Raw genomic sequence first — 15746 nt, forward strand, 5'->3', positions numbered from 1 at the left:
GATTGTTTCCAGAATGGAAAAAATCCATAACATTTGATTGCGCCGTTTCAAAGTGGTAAAGAAAGAATACCAGTTGGGAAAATGGCAGGGAGGAGGCGCGGTGACGCAGCCGATCAAGTTTCTGGAGCCGCGCGCGAAAGTCGTCGCCGGCCGCGACCGCATCATAGCGGACCTCAAGGATATTCTGCCGGCGGACTGTATTGTGCACGAACCGCGCGAACTCGTGCCTTTCGAAACCGACGCCTTCGTTTCCTATCGCCGCCTGCCGCTGGCCGTGGCGTTGCCGAAAACGACGGAAGAGGTGGCGGCGGTAATGAAATATTGTCACCGCTACGGCATTCCGGTCGTTCCGCGTGGGGCCGGCACCTCGCTCTCCGGCGGCGCGATCCCGCAGGAAGATGCGGTGGTGATCGGCCTCTCCAAGATGGCCTCGATCCTCGAACTGGATTTTTATAACCGTACGGCGCGGGTGCAGGCGGGCGTCACCAATCTTTCCATTTCCGATGCGGCCGGCGCGGAAGGTTTCTTTTACGCACCGGACCCCAGCTCGCAGCTTGCCTGCACCATCGGCGGCAATATCGGCATGAATTCCGGCGGCGCGCATTGCCTGAAATACGGCGTCACCACCAATAATCTGCTCGGCGTGAAAATGGTGCTCTCGGATGGAACGGTGCTGGAACTGGGTGGTAAGCACCTCGATGCTGCCGGCTACGATCTGCTCGCCCTCGTCTGCGGTTCGGAAGGCCAGCTCGGTATCGTGACAGAAGCGACGGTGCGGTTGATCGCCAAGCCGGAAGGCGCGCGACCGGTGCTGTTCGGCTTCGAGACGTCGGAGGAAGCCGGCTCCTGCGTTGCCGATATTATCGGCGCGGGCATCATCCCGGTCGCCATCGAATTCATGGACAAGCCGGCCATCGAAATTTGCGAGGCCTTCGCCAAAGCGGGCTATCCGCTGGATGTCGGCGCGCTGCTGATCGTCGAGGTCGAAGGCTCCGAGGCGGAAATGGACGCCATGCTGGCCGACATCGTGGCGATTGCCCGAAAACATGGCGTGAAGACGGTGAAGGAATGCCAGTCGGCCATGGAGGCGGCGGCGATCTGGAAAGGCCGCAAATCCGCCTTCGGCGCAACCGGCCGCATCGCGGATTACATCTGCATGGATGGCACCGTGCCGCTCTCCCAGCTTTCCTACGTGCTGAAAAAGACCAGCGAAATCACCGACCGCCTCGGCCTGCGCGTCGCCAATGTCTTCCATGCCGGCGATGGCAACATGCACCCGCTTATCCTGTTCAACGCCAACGATCCGGAGGATGCGGCCCGCGCGGAAGAGGCAGGCAATGAAATATTGAAGCTCTGCGTCGATGCCGGCGGCTGTCTGACCGGCGAACATGGTGTGGGCATCGAAAAACGCGATCTGATGCGCCACCAGTATGGCGAGGCCGATCTTGCCCAGCAGATGGCGGTGCGTGCGGCTTTCGACGAGGACTGGCTGATGAACCCTTCCAAGGTGTTTCCGCTGGAGGGGAGGGGATGATGGGTGTGAGTTTTGTGACGATGGTGGGTGTGGCTTACCCCCCTCTGCCCTGCCGGGCATCTCCCCCTCAAGGGGGGAGATCGATATGCCGCCCTCGCTCGTTTCATTGGCAGGGTGCCATCCGCTTGTCGATCTCCCCCCTTGAGGGGGAGATGCCCGGCAGGGCAGAGGGGGGTGTCCCTCGCGCAAACGTCGCTGTCCGATGCCCGGAGCCCACCACCCCATGCTGACCCCCTACGCAGAAACCCAGGTCGCCGACATCATCCGCGACCACGCAACCCGAAAAGCCGCGCTGAAAATCCTTGGCGGCAACACCCGCTCCGGTTTCGGCAATGCTGTCGTAGCAGATGAAGCACTCTCTTCCCGCGCGATGAACGGCATCGTCTCCTACCTGCCCGCCGAAATGGTCATGACCGTCAAGGCCGGAACCCCGCTCGCAACCGTCAAAGCCGCCCTTGCAGAAAACCGCCAGATGATGGCCTTCGAGCCGATGGATCACCGCCCGATCATGGGCACCGAAGGTGAACCGACCATCGGCGGCGTCTTCGCCGCCAATGTTTCCGGCCCCCGCCGTTATGTGGCCGGTGCGGCCCGCGACAGCCTGCTCGGCATCCGTTTCGTCAACGGCAGCGGTGAGGTCATCAAGGCCGGGGGCCGGGTGATGAAGAATGTCACCGGGCTCGATCTGTCGAAGTTCCTGGCCGGATCGTTCGGTACACTCGGTTTCCTCACCGAAGTCACCTTCCGCGTGCTGCCGAAACCGCCTGCGGAAAAAACCGTGGTCGTTTCCGGTCTCGACGATGAAGCGGCGACGCGCATCATGGCGGCGGCGATGGCGATGAGTGTCGAGGTTTCGGGCGCGGCGCATCTGCCGGAAAGCGTTCGTTCCCGTTTCATCGATGGCGGATTACCGGACGGCCCGGCGACTATCCTGCGGCTGGAAGGGCTCTCCGCCTCGGTGGAGGCGCGCACGGCCAAACTCCTTTCCGTCATGGACCGGGTCGGGCCGTGGGCGCTGCTGGAGGGCGAGGAGAGCAGGCTTTTGTGGCGTCAGGTGCGCGATGTCGCGCCCTATGTCGGACAGGCGGCAAAGCCCTTGTGGAAAGTATCGGTCGCGCCTTCGGTTGGTCATCAGCTTGTCGCGGCGCTGCGCATGGAAGCGGGCATCGACGCCTTTTACGACTGGCAGGGCGGCCTTGTCTGGATGCAGATGGAGGCGGACCCCGAGGCGGATTTGCTGCGCGGCGCGATCCGGGCGCTCGGCGGCGGCCACGCGACGTTGGTGAGGGCGAGCGATGCGGTGCGCGCCACGGTCGCTGCCTTCGAACCGCGACCGGCGGCGGAAGCGCTGCTTTCTGCGCGTATCAGGGAGAAGCTCGATCCGGCGGGCATCTTCAATCCCGGCAAGATGGCCGTAACGATGGAAAGGGCCGTCTGAACCATGCAAACATCCTTCACGCCCGAACAACTGGCCGATCCGCATGTGGCGGAATCCGAAAAAATCCTGCGCAAATGTGTGCATTGCGGCTTCTGCACCGCCACCTGTCCCACCTATGTCACGCTCGGCAACGAGCTGGACAGCCCGCGGGGCCGCATCTACCTCATCAAGGACATGCTGGAAAACAGCCGCCCGGCAGACCGCGAGGTCGTCACCCATATCGACCGCTGCCTCTCCTGCCTTGCCTGCACCACCACCTGTCCTTCCGGCGTGGATTACATGCATCTGGTCGATCATGCCCGCGCCCATATCGAACAGACATACAAGCGGCCCTTTATGGATCGGCTGATCCGCAATCTTCTGGTTGCCGTCCTGCCCCATCCCGCCCGTTTCCGGCTGGCCCTGCATCTGGCCCGGCTGGCGCGGCCTTTCTCCGGTCTGCTTGCCAAAGTTCCGGCGCTGAAGCCGCTGCAATCCATGCTCGCTCTCGCCCCCGCCGCCGTGCCTGCGGCCTCCGCGTCAACCCGTCCGGGAGAGCGGCCGGCCGAAGGCGAGAAGCGTGGACGCGTTGCGATCCTCACCGGCTGCGCCCAGCCGGTGCTCGATCCCGGCATCAACGAGGCGACGTTGCGCCTGCTGGCGCGGCTCGGCATTGAGGTCGTGGTGCCGAAGGGGGAGGGCTGCTGCGGTTCGCTGGTGCATCATATGGGGCGCGAGGAAGAGGCGCTCGCCTCGGCAAGGCGCAATGTCGATGTCTGGACGCGCGAGATGGAGAGTGGCGGTCTCGATGCCATCATCATCACCGCTTCCGGCTGCGGCACCACCATCAAGGATTACGGCCATATGCTGCGGCTCGATCCGGCTTACGCCGAAAAAGCCGCGCGGGTCTCGGCTTTGGCGAAGGACATCACCGAGTATCTCGCCACCCTCGATCTGCCGCAAGGGCAAAGCCAGGGTCTGACGGTCGCCTATCATTCCGCTTGCTCCATGCAGCATGGCCAGAAGATCACGCTTGCGCCGAAACAACTCCTGAAGGCGGCGGGTTTTACCGTGCGCGATCCGGCGGAAGGGCATCTCTGCTGCGGCTCGGCGGGAACCTACAACATCCTGCAGCCGGAGATTTCCGCCAGGCTCAAGGCGCGCAAGGTGAAGAATATCGAGGCCACCCGGGCGGATGTCATCGCCACCGGCAATATCGGCTGCATCACCCAGATCGGAACCGGCACGGATATGCCTATCCTGCACACGGTGGAGCTGCTGGACTGGGCCTATGGCGGGCCGAAACCGGCGAGGCTTTTGGTTTAGAAACGTCCCGTGGTACTTTCGACTGCGCAGTACCCGAGGCAGCTTTCGCGCACGCACTTTCGGCATCCGTCATGCCGGGCTTGACCCGGCATCCAGCCGGCGCGCGTCGGCGCGACGAGAAGAGAAGAGTCTTTCCAGCCCAATGACTTGGGCTGACTGGATTCCGGCTCATGGCCGGAATGACGAAGGAAGAGAGCGTCGTCCACGCGGCACGCTCTCGGCCATATCTTTTAGAACTTATACGCCACGCCGAAATTCACCGCATTGGTGATGATATCGGTCTTCAACGAGCCGCCATTGTCGATATCGACGTCGACGAAGGAATAGGTGCCCTTATATTCCACGAAGGTCGACCAGTTGTCGGTGATGCGGTAGCTGAGGCCGGCCTGCGCCTGCAGGGTTGCGCCGCCGAACTGGTATTCGAAGGTCTTGCCTGACGGGCGATATACTTCCACATGCGGTACGTTGATGCCGACGCCGGCGCCAACGTAAGGGGTGATGGGCAGGGATTCCAGCGGAAAGCGGTAGAGAGCGTTGAGCGTCAGTAGGTTCAGGCCATCGGTGAATTCGAAATGCGACCAGCCGGAACGGGCAAGCGTCTGGTCGTCGGCATAGACCTTGTCATGGGTGAAATCGAGCGAGATGCCGAAATTCCGCAGCTGGCCCTCATCGAACCAGTAGGTGCCGCGCACGCCCCAATAGGGCGGATTGGAAAACGACTTGCCTTCCCATCCGGCCCGGAAATCCGGCCCGTCGGAGACCTTCACATCGCTGTGCGGCGCGCTTTGCCAGCCGCCATAACCGGAAATTTCAAATTCGCCCGCGATTGCGGCAGAGAAGGAAGCGCCGCTGAACAGCAGGGCGCAAACAAATAAACAATGGCGCGGCATGGAGTGAATCCAGATTGATATCAGTAATTCACCAAACCGTTTTTTGATAACATTTGAATGACAGAAACGAAAAACGGGCGGCCGATTGACCACCCGTTTTAAGGCCGTTCCATCATCCCCTGAGAGAGGTCCGGCTCCTGGCGTCCCCCGCCAAGTTTCATTCCAATGAAGTGAGCCGGATTGTACCGCCGCAAGGCGGCAATTCAAGCGGATACGCCGCCACACCGGCTCTGAAGCGGCCGGAAAGGCTGAACCGTTGCCGTCATATCACAATGACCTTGGTTCCGACGTTGACGCGCTCGTAAAGATCGGTGACATCCTCGTTGCGCATGCGGATGCAGCCGGAGGAATTGTTGCTGCCGATCGTCCACGGCTGGTTGGTGCCGTGGATGCGATAAAGCGTCGAGCCGAGATACATCGCGCGCGCGCCCATCGGGTTCGCCGGGCCGCCTTCCATGAAGGCCGGCAGATAGTGTCCCTTCCTCGCCTCGCGGCTGATCATTTCCTTCGGCGGGGTCCAGCTCGGCCATTCCGCCTTGCGGGTTACCTTGTGGGTGCCGGCCCATTCGAAACCGGGCTTGCCGACGCCGACGCCGTACCGCCGGGCCTTGCCGTCCACGAGAACGAGATAAAGGAAACGGTTCGGCGTATCGATGACGATGGTGCCGGGTTTTTCAGTGGTCGGATAGGTGACGATCTGCGGCAGGAATTGCGGCGCGATCTGGGTGCGCACCGGCGCGTTGGGGCGGACGGCGGCATTCTGCACCCGTGCCGGGCGCTGCGATGTGACGCCGGAGCTGGGGCGCTGCGGCATGGCGGCCTGGCGCTGCTGAAAGAACGGCTGGCGTGCGGCAGGCGCGCGCGGATAAACCACGGGGCGGACATTGCCGCGACCGCCGAGCTGGGTGACCCAGGGGGCCGAAAGATCCGGGCTGACGACGACGGGCGGGCGCTCGCGATAACGCTCATTGGCCATGGCGGCCGGGGCGGCAAAGGTGGAAACGAGGCTCAGCGCCAGAAAAACGGACTTCATCGTCATCGGGTGGACTCTCTCTGCGGGATGTCGCAACTATGGATTTGCGGGACTGTTCGCCCGCTTTGCCGGACACGTTCGCACCTCGACGCCAGCGAATCGTAAATGGCTGTTCATTAAAAAGCGCTTGATTAGGGAAAGCTGGATTTAAGGTTAGCACCCGGTTTTGAAACGTGGTGAATGAGTGGTAAGTGCGCGGTCTGAACCGGTCACGGGCGGGAGCGGAAAAGGGTGGTTGCGAAATGAATGAAGCGGGACTTGAAACGGGCGCGGATGGCCTTGTGCGGTGTTTCTGGCAGCAGGGGCTTGCGGATTACAGCCGTTATCACGACGAGGAATGGGGTTATCCCGTCACCGACGATCGCCGCCTTTTCGAGAAGATCTGTCTGGAAGGTTTCCAGTCCGGCCTTTCCTGGCTGACGGTTCTGCGCAAGCGCGAGGCGTTCCGTCTCGCCTTCGCCAACTTCGAATTCGAAAAAGTGGCGGAATTCGGTGAGGCCGATATCGAGCGATGCCTTGCCGACAAGGGCATCATCCGCCATCGCGGCAAGATCGTGTCGACCATCAACAATGCCCGCCGCGCCATGGAGTTGCGCGATGAATTCGGTTCGCTCGCCCGTTATTTCTGGGGTTTCGAACCGGCCGCCGCAGAAAGGCCGCAAAGGCTGGACTATGCGACGTTAAGGGCCAACCCCACCAGCGACGCCTCCATTCGCCTTTCGAAGGACCTGAAGAAGCGGGGCTGGAGTTTCGTCGGCCCGACGACCGTCCATGCATTCATGCAGGCCATGGGTATGGTCAACGACCATATCGAAGGCTGTCATTGCCGCCAGCCGATAGAGGCCATGCGGCGGGAGTTTGTACGTCCATGAAGGTAACCTCCCTTTTTCTGGCTCTCACCATGGCCGTGGCCGCCGTGCCGCATGCTTCCTTCGCGGAAGGCCGCAATGTCGACGGTATCTGGCTCGATGACGGCGAAAGGCTGAAGCAGGTGGCGCTGCCGCCGGCCGGGCCGCTGAAGCTTGACGGCTGGACGCGGCGCGGGCGCGGCGATGTCTATCGCCTGAAGGTGAAGGCCGGGCAGACGGTGAAGATCGAGCTTGCCGCTTCCAGCGAATTCGTGCTGATGGCGGTCTTCGATTTTTCGACGCCGGATGAGGACGCGATCTTCTTCAGCGATTCCGAAGGCAAGGTCGCAACCCTGACGCCGAAGGCGGATACGGAGTGGCTGATCCGCCCGACGCTCATCCTGGGATCGCCACGCCGCGGTCTCGGCGCGCACTACACGCTGACGGTCAGCACCGGGAAATAACAGCGCGCCTTTTGCCTAGGCCGCCTGGGTCAGCACGATCAGGCCGAAACTCAAGACACCAAGCAGCACGAGCGAAAGGCTGGCGGCGATGATAACCTTGCCGCCTGCATGGCGAAGGCTGCGAATATCGACCGAAAGGCCCAGTGCCGCCATCGACATGATGGTGAGAATGTTGGAAAGCGAGGCGACAGGGCCGATCAGAGCCTCGGGAATGATGCCGAAGGACCGGGCCATGATCATCAGCACGAAGGCGATGATGAACCACGGAACCATCTGCTGCAATCTCAGGCGTTCCGTGCCGGACTGGCCATGGATGACGGAGAGGGCGGCGATCACAGGCCCCAGCATCAGCACGCGGATGAGCTTGACGATGGTGCCGGTCTGCACGGCGATTGCGCCGAGCGGGGCTGTAGCGGCCAGAACCTGCGGCACGGCATAGACCGTCAGGCCGGCAAAGATGCCATATTGGGTGGCGTCGAGACCCAGAAGCTGCGGCAGGAACGGCATCAGCAGCACGGCGGCGACGCCGAGAACGGCCGTGAAGGCAATCGAGGCGGCGACATCTTCCGGCTTGGCGCCGATGGCGGGTGCGGCGGCGGCAATCGCGGAATTGCCGCAGATGGAGTTGCCGCAGGCGATCAGCGTCGCAAGCTTGGGCGGCAGACCGAGCATCCGCCCGGCGGCATAGCTGACGATCAGCGACAGCGCCACGATCAGCGCAATGCCGCCGATCAGCAAACCGCCGGCACCTTTGAGGATGGAGAGGCTCAAGGATGCGCCGAGAAGCGCCACCGCGATTTCAAGCAGCGTCTTGGCGCTGAATTTGATGCCGGCCGAGGCAACCGCGGGCAGAGACACCAGCGAACGCAGCAGCGTGCCGATCAGAATGGCGAGCACCAGATCGCCGAGCCATGCATGGCCTGCAAGCCGCACCTGAAAGCGCTCCGCCAGAATGGCGGCGCAGCTGACCGCCGCGCAGATGAGAATGCCCGGCAGAAGCGGGGTGAGCCAGCGAAGCGAAAACTGAAAGGGATGAGCGAGGGTGCGATGTTGTGCCATGGCCAGACAATGCCGTAGCGACCTGTTTTATTCTATCAAATAATATGGCATATATTATTCGATAAAATCGAATGAAAAGCCATGACCTTCGAACAACTCCGCATCTTCATCGCCGTTGCCGAACGCGAGCACCTTACAAGGGCCGCCGAAGCCATCGGTTTGACCGCCTCCGCCGTCAGCTCCGCCATCAAGAATCTCGAAGCCTTTTATAATGTCGAGCTGTTCCATCGCGTCGGCCGCAACATCGAACTGACCGAAAGCGGCCGGGCGTTTCTGGGCGAAGCGAAGGCGACGCTGGCGCGTGTGCGCAATGCGGAATTGATTCTCTCCGAAATGGGCGGGCTGACGCGCGGCGAAATCACCGTCTGCGCCAGCCAGACCATTGCAAGCTACTGGCTGCCGCCGATCCTGATGCAGTTCAAGAAGCTTTATCCGGGCGTGACCGTGCGGCTCGATATCGGCAATACCAAGACGGTTACACAGGCCGTGCTGGACGGTCTGGCAGAGGTCGGTTTCATCGAAGGCAGGATCGATGAGCCGGCTTTGATGGTGCAGCCGGTGGTCTCCGACAAGCTTCTGGTGGTCACCGGTTCGGCCCATCCCTTCGCGGATGGCCGTTATCTCACCGCGCTCGATATGCTCTACGGCACCTCATGGGTTCTGCGCGAGCAGGGCTCCGGTACCCGCTCCGCCTTCGAGGCGGCGGTGCGGCAGATGGGGGTGGACCCCGCTGAACTGTCCGTCATGCTGGAACTGCCGTCCAATGAGGCGGTGGTAATGGCGGCACGCTCCGGCGGCGCGGCCACGGCAGTTTCTGCCTCCGTCGCCTCGCTATTTCTGCGGCAGGGGCTGCTGGTCCGAGCCGGCATCGATTTGCCTGCCCGCAACTTTGCTTTGCTGCGCCACAAGGAACGCCATACCAGCCGGGCGGCCATGGAGCTGGAGCGCCTCAGCCGTGCGGCCTCGGAGGACTACAAGGCCGGTCTTGCGGGGTTGTAACCTTGGGGGGAGGGAGCGCCAGCCGGCGCTCCCCGTTTGACACTAGCGGTCGTCACTTGCCCTTGGACTTCAGCCAGGCCTTCATCATGGCGATCTCGCCTTCCTGCGCCTTGATGACCTCTTCGGCCAGCTTGCGGATTTCCGGGTCCTTGCCGTATTCGAGCTGGACCTTGGCCATGTCGATTGCGCCCTGATGGTGCGGGATCATGCCGCGCACGAAATCGACATCGGAATCGCCGCTATAATCGATGGCCATATCGCCATGCATCTTCTTGCTGGCTTCCATGAAGGCCTTGGTGGAAGCGCTGTCGCTCATACTGCCTTTTGACATGTCATGTCCGGCATGTCCGCCCGCTTCCTGTGCGAGAACGGGCATGGCGAGAGAGGCCGCAAAAGCGGCGGCGAGCGTAATGGTCTTGATAGACATGGATTATCCTTCCTGTGTCTGACGGATTTTTCGAAGACGGGTCTGAAAAAATCTGGGGTCAGGCGCGGGGAGGCGGTAGCGGCGGCGCGGAAGCCTTGCCGTCAAAGACGATGCCGCGCTGCGGCTTGGGATAGTCAAAGGTCACCCGGCCACTATCGGCGAAGATAGTTCGCGGAACCACGATCAGGCAGGCGGCGCAGGAACCGGGATGTGCGGCATCTTCACCATGCGGGCAGCAACCGCCCGTGACCCCTCCGTGAGCCCCATTCTCCGCATGCGCCCGAGACACTTGGTCCCGATCCGGGGCTCGATGCGAATGGGCACCGTCATGTTTCATTGGCGACTGCGAGGATGCTGCCATGCCCGAGGCCATCGGCATGCTCATCGCCATCTGCGCCGGCATTGCGCCGTATAGCAGGAAGGCAAGGAACATCAATGTGCGGACCACCTGGGACATGGCGTGAATTTACTGCTGGAATTATGGAATAAGCATGACGATCAGGTCAGTTCACGCGCGATGACGTGATGCACGATGCGATAATCCCTGCTTTCCTCGCCAAACGGGGCAAGCGGCCATTCCCATGCGGCGGCGGGGGCGGGAAGCTCGATGCCATGCAGCAGGTCTTCATGCTGGTGCAGGTTGCCGTCTTTGCCGATCACGTCGAAGGAGGTGTCCGTTATCAGGCAGGCCTTGCAGGGCAGGCCAGCCAGCGCTTCTAGATGGGTGTGAATGAGCTTCGGCAGAAGATCGTCCGGGGCATCTGCGATCTTTTCCCGCTCCAGCCGGTGGCGTGCGCCGGTGCCGATCTGTGACAGGAGATTGGCCGATACCACGAGATCGAGATAGGGCACCCGCCGCAGGAAATCGAGCGGTTCCGCCGGCCGACCGGCGAGAACATCGTCAAAGCCGGAAAGATCGCGGTTGGCGATGCGGACATTCTTTTTGGCATTGAGGCGCAGCTTCGCCTGCACGCTGGCGAGATGCACCAGATCGACCAGCACGACCGTATCGAACATCGCCACCAGCGCATCATAGGGCACATCGCGTAACAGGCCAGACCCCAGCACGACGGCCGTTCGCCGCTGCTTCAGCTTTCTGGCCGATTGCAGCACGAATTGCCGGCTGTTGTTTTCATGCTCCGCCCAGGCTTTGGCGCAGCGGTTGGCGCGCGCCCAGAGGTTGACGGAATAGCGGATATGCGGCCGGAATTCTTTCGGCGTGACCGCGCGCGTGGCGGCATATTGCAGGGCTTCGAGGATCATGAATGCCTAACGGTAGATTTCACGGCGATGGCCGATTTCGACCACCAGCACGACGAGCTTGTGATCCTGTATATCGCAGATGATGCGGTAATCGCCCACCCGGTAGCGCCAGAAATTTCCGAGTTCGGAGCCTTGCAGGGCGGCGCCGGTCTGGCGTGGATCATCCAGTGCCGCCAATCGTTCATGCAGAAAACTCCGGAGTCGCTGGCGCATTTCCGGATTTATCTTGCGCATCTCTTTCTGGACAAGCGTGTGATATTCAATTGTCCAGATCACGCCAGAACTCCTCGGCGCTTACAACCTTCGATTCTCCACGCTGAATGCGCTGCGTCGCCTCCTCCGCAAGATAGAGATCCTCCATATCTTCGATATGTTTCTCGATTGCCTCGCGGATGTAATAGGCGGATGTGCGGCCGGTGCGCTCGGACAGCGCTTTCAGCCGCTCATAGGTCTCGTCCGGCAGGCGTATGGCCGTCTGTTTGCTCATGGGTCGCGTCCTTCCCGATCCGAATTGGGATACATGTATCCCATATAGCACCGCTTGGCCGCAGCGGCCAGTAAAACCGGAGCCTTTGCGGCTTGCCGCACCGGGCTTCATCCTCTAATACACCGGCATAATTTCAGGAAAATATCGGATCGGCATCATGAGCGAAAAAGCAAAAAAGCCTCAGAAACTGAAAGCCCGCCTGCCGCGCGGCTTCGTGGATCGCTCGGTTGCCGATATTCATGCCACCAATGAGATGATCGAGAAGATCCGCAGGGTCTATGAGCTTTACGGCTTCGATCCGGTGGAAACACCGCTGTTCGAATATACCGATGCGCTCGGAAAGTTCCTGCCCGATAGCGACCGCCCGAACGAAGGTGTGTTTTCGCTGCAGGACGATGACGACCAGTGGATGAGCCTGCGCTACGATCTCACTGCGCCGCTCGCCCGTCATGTTGCGGAAAATTTCAACGAAATCCAGCTGCCATACCGCACCTATCGCGCCGGTTATGTCTTCCGCAATGAAAAGCCCGGCCCCGGCCGCTTCCGGCAGTTCATGCAGTTCGATGCCGATACGGTGGGCGCTGCCGGAGTGCAGGCCGATGCCGAAATGTGCATGATGATGGCCGATACGCTGGAAGCGCTCGGAATTCAGCGCGGCGACTATGTCATTCGCGTCAACAACCGCAAGGTGCTGGACGGCGTCATGGAAGCCATCGGTCTCGGCGGTGAGGACAATGCCGGTCGTCGGCTGAACGTGCTGCGCGCCATCGACAAGCTCGACAAGTTCGGTCCTGAAGGCGTGAAGCTGCTGCTCGGCCCCGGCCGCAAGGATGAATCTGGTGATTTCACCAAGGGCGCTGGTCTTGGCGAGGAACAGATCGAAAAGGTGCTGTTTTTCGTCGGCATCAAGGATTATGCGGCAAGCGCCGATGATCTGGCCAAACTGGTTGCGGGCACCTCGAAAGGCGAGGAAGGCGTTGAGGAGCTGAACATCATCGGCGCTCTGGTCACCAGTGCCGGTTACGATGCGACGCGCATCAAGATCGACCCCTCGGTCGTTCGCGGCCTCGAATATTACACGGGCCCCGTCTATGAGGCCGAACTGACATTCGACGTCACCAATGAAAAGGGTGAAAAGGTCGTGTTCGGCTCCGTCGGCGGCGGCGGCCGTTATGACGGCCTCGTTTCGCGCTTCATGGGCCAGCCGGTTCCGGCCACGGGTTTCTCCATCGGCGTTTCGCGCCTGATGACGGCGCTGAAGAACCTCGGCAAGCTTGGTCAGGTCAAGCCGCTCGCACCGGTTCTCATCACCGTCATGGATGGCGATGTGGAAAGCATGGGCCGTTATCAACGCTTCACGCAGGCGCTGCGCGCCGAGGGCATCCGCGCCGAAATGTATCAGGGCAACTGGAAGAAATTCGGCAACCAGCTGAAATATGCCGACCGTCTCGGCTCGCCCATCGCCATCATCCAGGGCGGTGACGAGCGCGCCGAAGGTGTGGTGCAGATCAAGGATTTGATCGAAGGCAAGCGCCTGTCCGGCGAGATCGAGGACAATGCCAGCTGGCGCGAGGCGCGTGTGGCTCAGGTCAGCGTGCCGGAAGCCGAGCTGGTGGCGAAGGTCCGCGAGATTCTGGAGCATCAGGCAGAGGACGTTCGCCGCGCTGCCGAAGGGCGTTAAGGCCATGGCGATCCTCGCGCTCGACCATGTTCAACTGGCGATGCCGGCGGGCCGTGAGGATGAGGCGCGCGCTTTTTATGGCGGCCTGCTCGGCTTTGCGGAGCAGGCAAAGCCTGCCAATCTGGCCGCACGCGGCGGATGCTGGTTCAGCCGGGGTTCGATAAAACTGCATCTCGGCGTCGAGCAGGATTTCCGCCCGGCGAAGAAAGCCCATCCGGCCTTTCTGGTCGATGATATGGCAACCTTGCGAAAAACACTTGAAACAGCAGGCTGCCATGTGGTTGAGGATGAGCCGCTTGAAGGGTATCACCGCTTTTATGTCCATGATCCCTTCGGAAACCGCATCGAAATGATGCAGCCGCTCGAACCGTGACGAAAAGTACCGTTCCATGCCCCTGATCGACATGCCGGAATTTTCCGGAGAGCTACTGGAAGAATTCGCCACGCGCCGCACGAGCCGTGTGAACACGCCCGTCATCCAGCCCGCCGAACCGTTTCTGGATATGGCCGGCGAGGATTTGCGCCGCCGTATCTTCATGACGGAGAGCGAAACGGGTGAGAGCCTGTGCCTGCGCCCGGAATTCACCATCCCGGTCTGCCTGCGCCATATCGAAACGGCGACCGGCACGCCGAAGCGTTATTCCTATCTCGGCGAAGTCTTCCGCCAGCGCCGGGAAGGTGCCAACGAGTTTTATCAGGCGGGCATCGAGGATCTCGGCGATACCGATATCGCCGCCGCCGATGCCCGCGCTGTGATTGACGCCATCGGCATTCTGCAGCGCCTGCTGCCAGGCCGGGCGCTTGCCGTCACGCTGGGCGACCAGCAGGTGTTCGAAGCGGTGGTTGCCGCCCTTGGCCTGCCGCTCGGCTGGCAGAAGCGGCTGGTGCAGGCATTCGGCGACATGGCGCAGCTGGAAGCGCTGCTGGAAAGCCTTGTGCATCCCAAGCCGATGACCGGCCTCGATGCCCGGGTCGCCGGCCTTCTGGCAACGGGCGACGAGACGGTGCTGGTCGATTATCTCGATACGGTGATGCAGGAAACCGGCTATTCCACCAATGCCAGCCGAGCGCCGCAGGAAATCGCCCGCCGCCTGCGGGAAAAACTGGCGCTTGCCGCCACGCGCCTGCCGGATGAAAGTTTCGCGCTGCTCAAACAGTTCCTGGCCCTGAAAGCGCCTCTGCCGCAGGCCTCGCAGGTTCTGGCGGATTTTGCCGCAAAGGCGAAGCTGAAACTGGATGGCGCGCTGTCCGCTTTCGATAAACGCGTCGCAGCGCTTGCCAATGCCGGTGTCGATCTCGAAACCGTCACCTATGGCGCGGCCTTCGGTCGCCCGCTCGATTATTATACAGGCCTCGTATTCGAGGTGGTGGAAGCTGGCGGAGACAGCGTTCTGGCCGGCGGCGGCCGTTTCGACCGGCTGCTGACCCTGCTCGGCGCACAGGAAAAAATCCCGGCCGTGGGCTTCTCGCTCTGGCTGGATCGCATCGAAGCGGTGCGCGGGAGCGACAAGCCATGATCACCATCGCATTGCCCTCCAAGGGCCGGATGAAGGAAGACGCCTCCGCCGTTCTGGAACGCGCCGGGCTGAAAGTCGCGGCTGTCGGCAATGACCGCTCCTATCGCGGCCGCATCGAAGGACGTGACGATATCGAGATCGCTTATCTCTCGGCCTCCGAGATCGCCCGCGAAATCGGCGCCGGTACGGTGGATTTCGGCGTGACGGGAGAGGACCTCGTACGCGAGGGGCTGACCAATGCCGATGCGCAGGTGGAATTCTGCGCCCGCCTCGGTTTCGGCCACGCGGATGTCGTTGTCGCCGTGCCGGAAATCTGGCTGGATGTGGACAGCATGGCCGATCTCGGCGATGTCGCTTCGGAATTCCGCGCCCGTCATGGCCGCAGGCTTGCCATCGCCACCAAATATTGGCGGCTGACGCAGCAGTTCTTTTCGCGCCAGCACGGCATTCAGCTTTATCGCATCGTTGAAAGCCTTGGCGCGACCGAAGGTGCACCGGCCGCAGGGCAGGCGGATATCATCGTCGATATCACCTCGACCGGCTCGACGCTGAAGGCCAACCACCTGAAAATTCTCTCCGACGGCATCATCGTCCGTTCGGAAGCCTGCTTCGTGCGCGCCCGCAAGCCGGAACATGACGGCGATGCCGCGGTTCAGGAGATCGCCTCGCGCATCAGGGCTGCGGTCTGACGACGTAAAAAAAGCCGCACGCGAGCGCGGCGTTTACGTTTGTTCGGTACGTACCGTACGTTACGGTTCGTTTACGTTAGTCGGTTCGGGTACCGACCGACGACCGCCGACC

17 protein-coding genes are annotated in these 15746 nt (G+C 61.7%); 10 read left to right on the forward strand and 7 right to left on the reverse strand.

Annotated features, from left to right (window positions below; translation table 11 throughout):
• Positions 1–100 precede the first annotated feature (100 nt).
• The 3 genes from AGR7B_RS03030 (at position 101) to glcF (ending at position 4277) form a co-directional block, all read left to right on the forward strand.
• Positions 101–1534: an FAD-binding oxidoreductase gene (locus AGR7B_RS03030; protein ID WP_080856963.1), complete on the forward strand. Its 1434-nt coding sequence runs from the start codon at positions 101–103 to the stop codon at positions 1532–1534.
• 223 nt (positions 1535–1757) lie between these two features.
• Complete coding sequence (locus AGR7B_RS03035; RefSeq protein ID WP_080855988.1) at positions 1758–2972, forward strand: FAD-binding protein; 1215 nt, start codon at positions 1758–1760, stop codon at positions 2970–2972.
• A 3-nt stretch (positions 2973–2975) separates the two neighbouring features.
• The gene (glcF, locus tag AGR7B_RS03040) at positions 2976–4277 is read left to right on the forward strand and encodes a glycolate oxidase subunit GlcF (protein WP_080855989.1); all 1302 of its coding nucleotides are present in this window, start codon (positions 2976–2978) and stop codon (positions 4275–4277) included.
• Positions 4278–4507: 230 nt separating this feature from the next.
• Here glcF and AGR7B_RS03045 read toward each other — a convergent pair whose 3' ends face one another.
• Together AGR7B_RS03045 and AGR7B_RS03050 are read right to left on the reverse strand one after the other, a co-directional pair.
• Positions 4508–5167, reverse strand: coding sequence for an outer membrane beta-barrel protein (locus AGR7B_RS03045; RefSeq protein ID WP_065654383.1), 660 nt, complete (start codon positions 5165–5167; stop codon positions 4508–4510).
• Between the two features lie 262 nt (positions 5168–5429).
• Entirely contained in the window at positions 5430–6206 is a 777-nt protein-coding gene (locus AGR7B_RS03050; protein ID WP_080855990.1) for a L,D-transpeptidase, read from the reverse strand.
• Positions 6207–6442: 236 nt separating this feature from the next.
• On the opposite strand from AGR7B_RS03050, the gene AGR7B_RS03055 reads away from it, so the two are divergent.
• Positions 6443–7072, forward strand: a complete 630-nt coding sequence (locus AGR7B_RS03055; protein ID WP_080855991.1) for a DNA-3-methyladenine glycosylase I — start codon at positions 6443–6445, stop codon at positions 7070–7072.
• A complete protein-coding gene (locus tag AGR7B_RS03060; protein ID WP_080855992.1) occupies positions 7069–7512 on the forward strand; it encodes a hypothetical protein in 444 nt (147 codons plus the stop codon). Before AGR7B_RS03055 ends, AGR7B_RS03060 begins: the two co-directional genes overlap by 4 nt.
• Positions 7513–7527: 15 nt before the next feature.
• Here the strand turns inward: AGR7B_RS03060 and AGR7B_RS03065 are convergent, their stop codons facing one another.
• A complete protein-coding gene (locus AGR7B_RS03065; RefSeq protein ID WP_121490399.1) occupies positions 7528–8571 on the reverse strand; it encodes a YeiH family protein in 1044 nt (347 codons plus the stop codon).
• Positions 8572–8652: 81 nt separating this feature from the next.
• Between AGR7B_RS03065 and AGR7B_RS03070 the strand changes: the two genes are divergently transcribed.
• Entirely contained in the window at positions 8653–9570 is a 918-nt protein-coding gene (locus AGR7B_RS03070) for a LysR substrate-binding domain-containing protein (protein ID WP_080855993.1), read from the forward strand.
• A gap of 52 nt (positions 9571–9622) precedes the next feature.
• Here AGR7B_RS03070 and copM read toward each other — a convergent pair whose 3' ends face one another.
• From copM to relB, 4 genes are all read right to left on the reverse strand, one after another.
• The gene (gene copM, locus AGR7B_RS03075; protein WP_065654377.1) at positions 9623–9997 is read right to left on the reverse strand and encodes a CopM family metallochaperone; all 375 of its coding nucleotides are present in this window, start codon (positions 9995–9997) and stop codon (positions 9623–9625) included.
• Positions 9998–10495: 498 nt separating this feature from the next.
• Entirely contained in the window at positions 10496–11260 is a 765-nt protein-coding gene (locus AGR7B_RS03085) for a hypothetical protein (protein ID WP_080855994.1), read from the reverse strand.
• A gap of 6 nt (positions 11261–11266) precedes the next feature.
• The gene (locus AGR7B_RS03090) at positions 11267–11536 is read right to left on the reverse strand and encodes a type II toxin-antitoxin system RelE family toxin (protein WP_080855995.1); all 270 of its coding nucleotides are present in this window, start codon (positions 11534–11536) and stop codon (positions 11267–11269) included.
• A complete protein-coding gene (relB, locus tag AGR7B_RS03095; protein WP_080855996.1) occupies positions 11520–11747 on the reverse strand; it encodes a type II toxin-antitoxin system RelB family antitoxin in 228 nt (75 codons plus the stop codon). Before relB ends, AGR7B_RS03090 begins: the two co-directional genes overlap by 17 nt.
• Before the next feature lie 157 nt (positions 11748–11904).
• Between relB and hisS the strand changes: the two genes are divergently transcribed.
• From hisS to hisG, 4 genes are read left to right on the forward strand one after another with little or no spacing between them, the layout of a single operon-like run.
• Positions 11905–13428, forward strand: coding sequence for a histidine--tRNA ligase (gene hisS / locus AGR7B_RS03100; RefSeq protein WP_080855997.1), 1524 nt, complete (start codon positions 11905–11907; stop codon positions 13426–13428).
• Positions 13429–13432: 4 nt separating this feature from the next.
• Positions 13433–13801, forward strand: a complete 369-nt coding sequence (locus tag AGR7B_RS03105) for a VOC family protein (protein WP_035218711.1) — start codon at positions 13433–13435, stop codon at positions 13799–13801.
• A 16-nt stretch (positions 13802–13817) separates the two neighbouring features.
• Positions 13818–14945 carry an ATP phosphoribosyltransferase regulatory subunit gene (locus AGR7B_RS03110; protein ID WP_080855998.1) on the forward strand — a complete coding sequence of 376 codons (1128 nt, stop codon included), beginning with the start codon at positions 13818–13820 and terminating at the stop codon, positions 14943–14945.
• A complete protein-coding gene (gene hisG / locus AGR7B_RS03115; RefSeq protein WP_065654370.1) occupies positions 14942–15634 on the forward strand; it encodes an ATP phosphoribosyltransferase in 693 nt (230 codons plus the stop codon). The genes AGR7B_RS03110 and hisG overlap by 4 nt, the downstream gene beginning before the upstream one ends.
• The last annotated feature ends 112 nt before the right edge of the window (positions 15635–15746 follow it).

Origin of the sequence: Agrobacterium deltaense RV3, from assembly GCF_900013505.1 — a bacterium.
Lineage (GTDB): Bacteria > Pseudomonadota > Alphaproteobacteria > Rhizobiales > Rhizobiaceae > Agrobacterium > Agrobacterium leguminum.

Coding starts and splice junctions, on each gene's coding strand:
- AGR7B_RS03065 (WP_121490399.1), bottom strand. CDS start 8,571: ATGGCACAACATCGCACCCTCGCTCATCCCTTTCAGTTTTCGCTTCGC.
- AGR7B_RS03045 (WP_065654383.1), bottom strand. CDS start 5,167: ATGCCGCGCCATTGTTTATTTGTTTGCGCCCTGCTGTTCAGCGGCGCT.
- AGR7B_RS03085 (WP_080855994.1), bottom strand. CDS start 11,260: ATGATCCTCGAAGCCCTGCAATATGCCGCCACGCGCGCGGTCACGCCG.
- glcF (WP_080855989.1), top strand. CDS start 2,976: ATGCAAACATCCTTCACGCCCGAACAACTGGCCGATCCGCATGTGGCG.
- relB (WP_080855996.1), bottom strand. CDS start 11,747: ATGAGCAAACAGACGGCCATACGCCTGCCGGACGAGACCTATGAGCGG.
- AGR7B_RS03070 (WP_080855993.1), top strand. CDS start 8,653: ATGACCTTCGAACAACTCCGCATCTTCATCGCCGTTGCCGAACGCGAG.
- AGR7B_RS03055 (WP_080855991.1), top strand. CDS start 6,443: ATGAATGAAGCGGGACTTGAAACGGGCGCGGATGGCCTTGTGCGGTGT.
- AGR7B_RS03105 (WP_035218711.1), top strand. CDS start 13,433: ATGGCGATCCTCGCGCTCGACCATGTTCAACTGGCGATGCCGGCGGGC.
- copM (WP_065654377.1), bottom strand. CDS start 9,997: ATGTCTATCAAGACCATTACGCTCGCCGCCGCTTTTGCGGCCTCTCTC.
- AGR7B_RS03060 (WP_080855992.1), top strand. CDS start 7,069: ATGAAGGTAACCTCCCTTTTTCTGGCTCTCACCATGGCCGTGGCCGCC.
- AGR7B_RS03110 (WP_080855998.1), top strand. CDS start 13,818: ATGCCCCTGATCGACATGCCGGAATTTTCCGGAGAGCTACTGGAAGAA.
- hisG (WP_065654370.1), top strand. CDS start 14,942: ATGATCACCATCGCATTGCCCTCCAAGGGCCGGATGAAGGAAGACGCC.
- hisS (WP_080855997.1), top strand. CDS start 11,905: ATGAGCGAAAAAGCAAAAAAGCCTCAGAAACTGAAAGCCCGCCTGCCG.
- AGR7B_RS03050 (WP_080855990.1), bottom strand. CDS start 6,206: ATGACGATGAAGTCCGTTTTTCTGGCGCTGAGCCTCGTTTCCACCTTT.
- AGR7B_RS03035 (WP_080855988.1), top strand. CDS start 1,758: ATGCTGACCCCCTACGCAGAAACCCAGGTCGCCGACATCATCCGCGAC.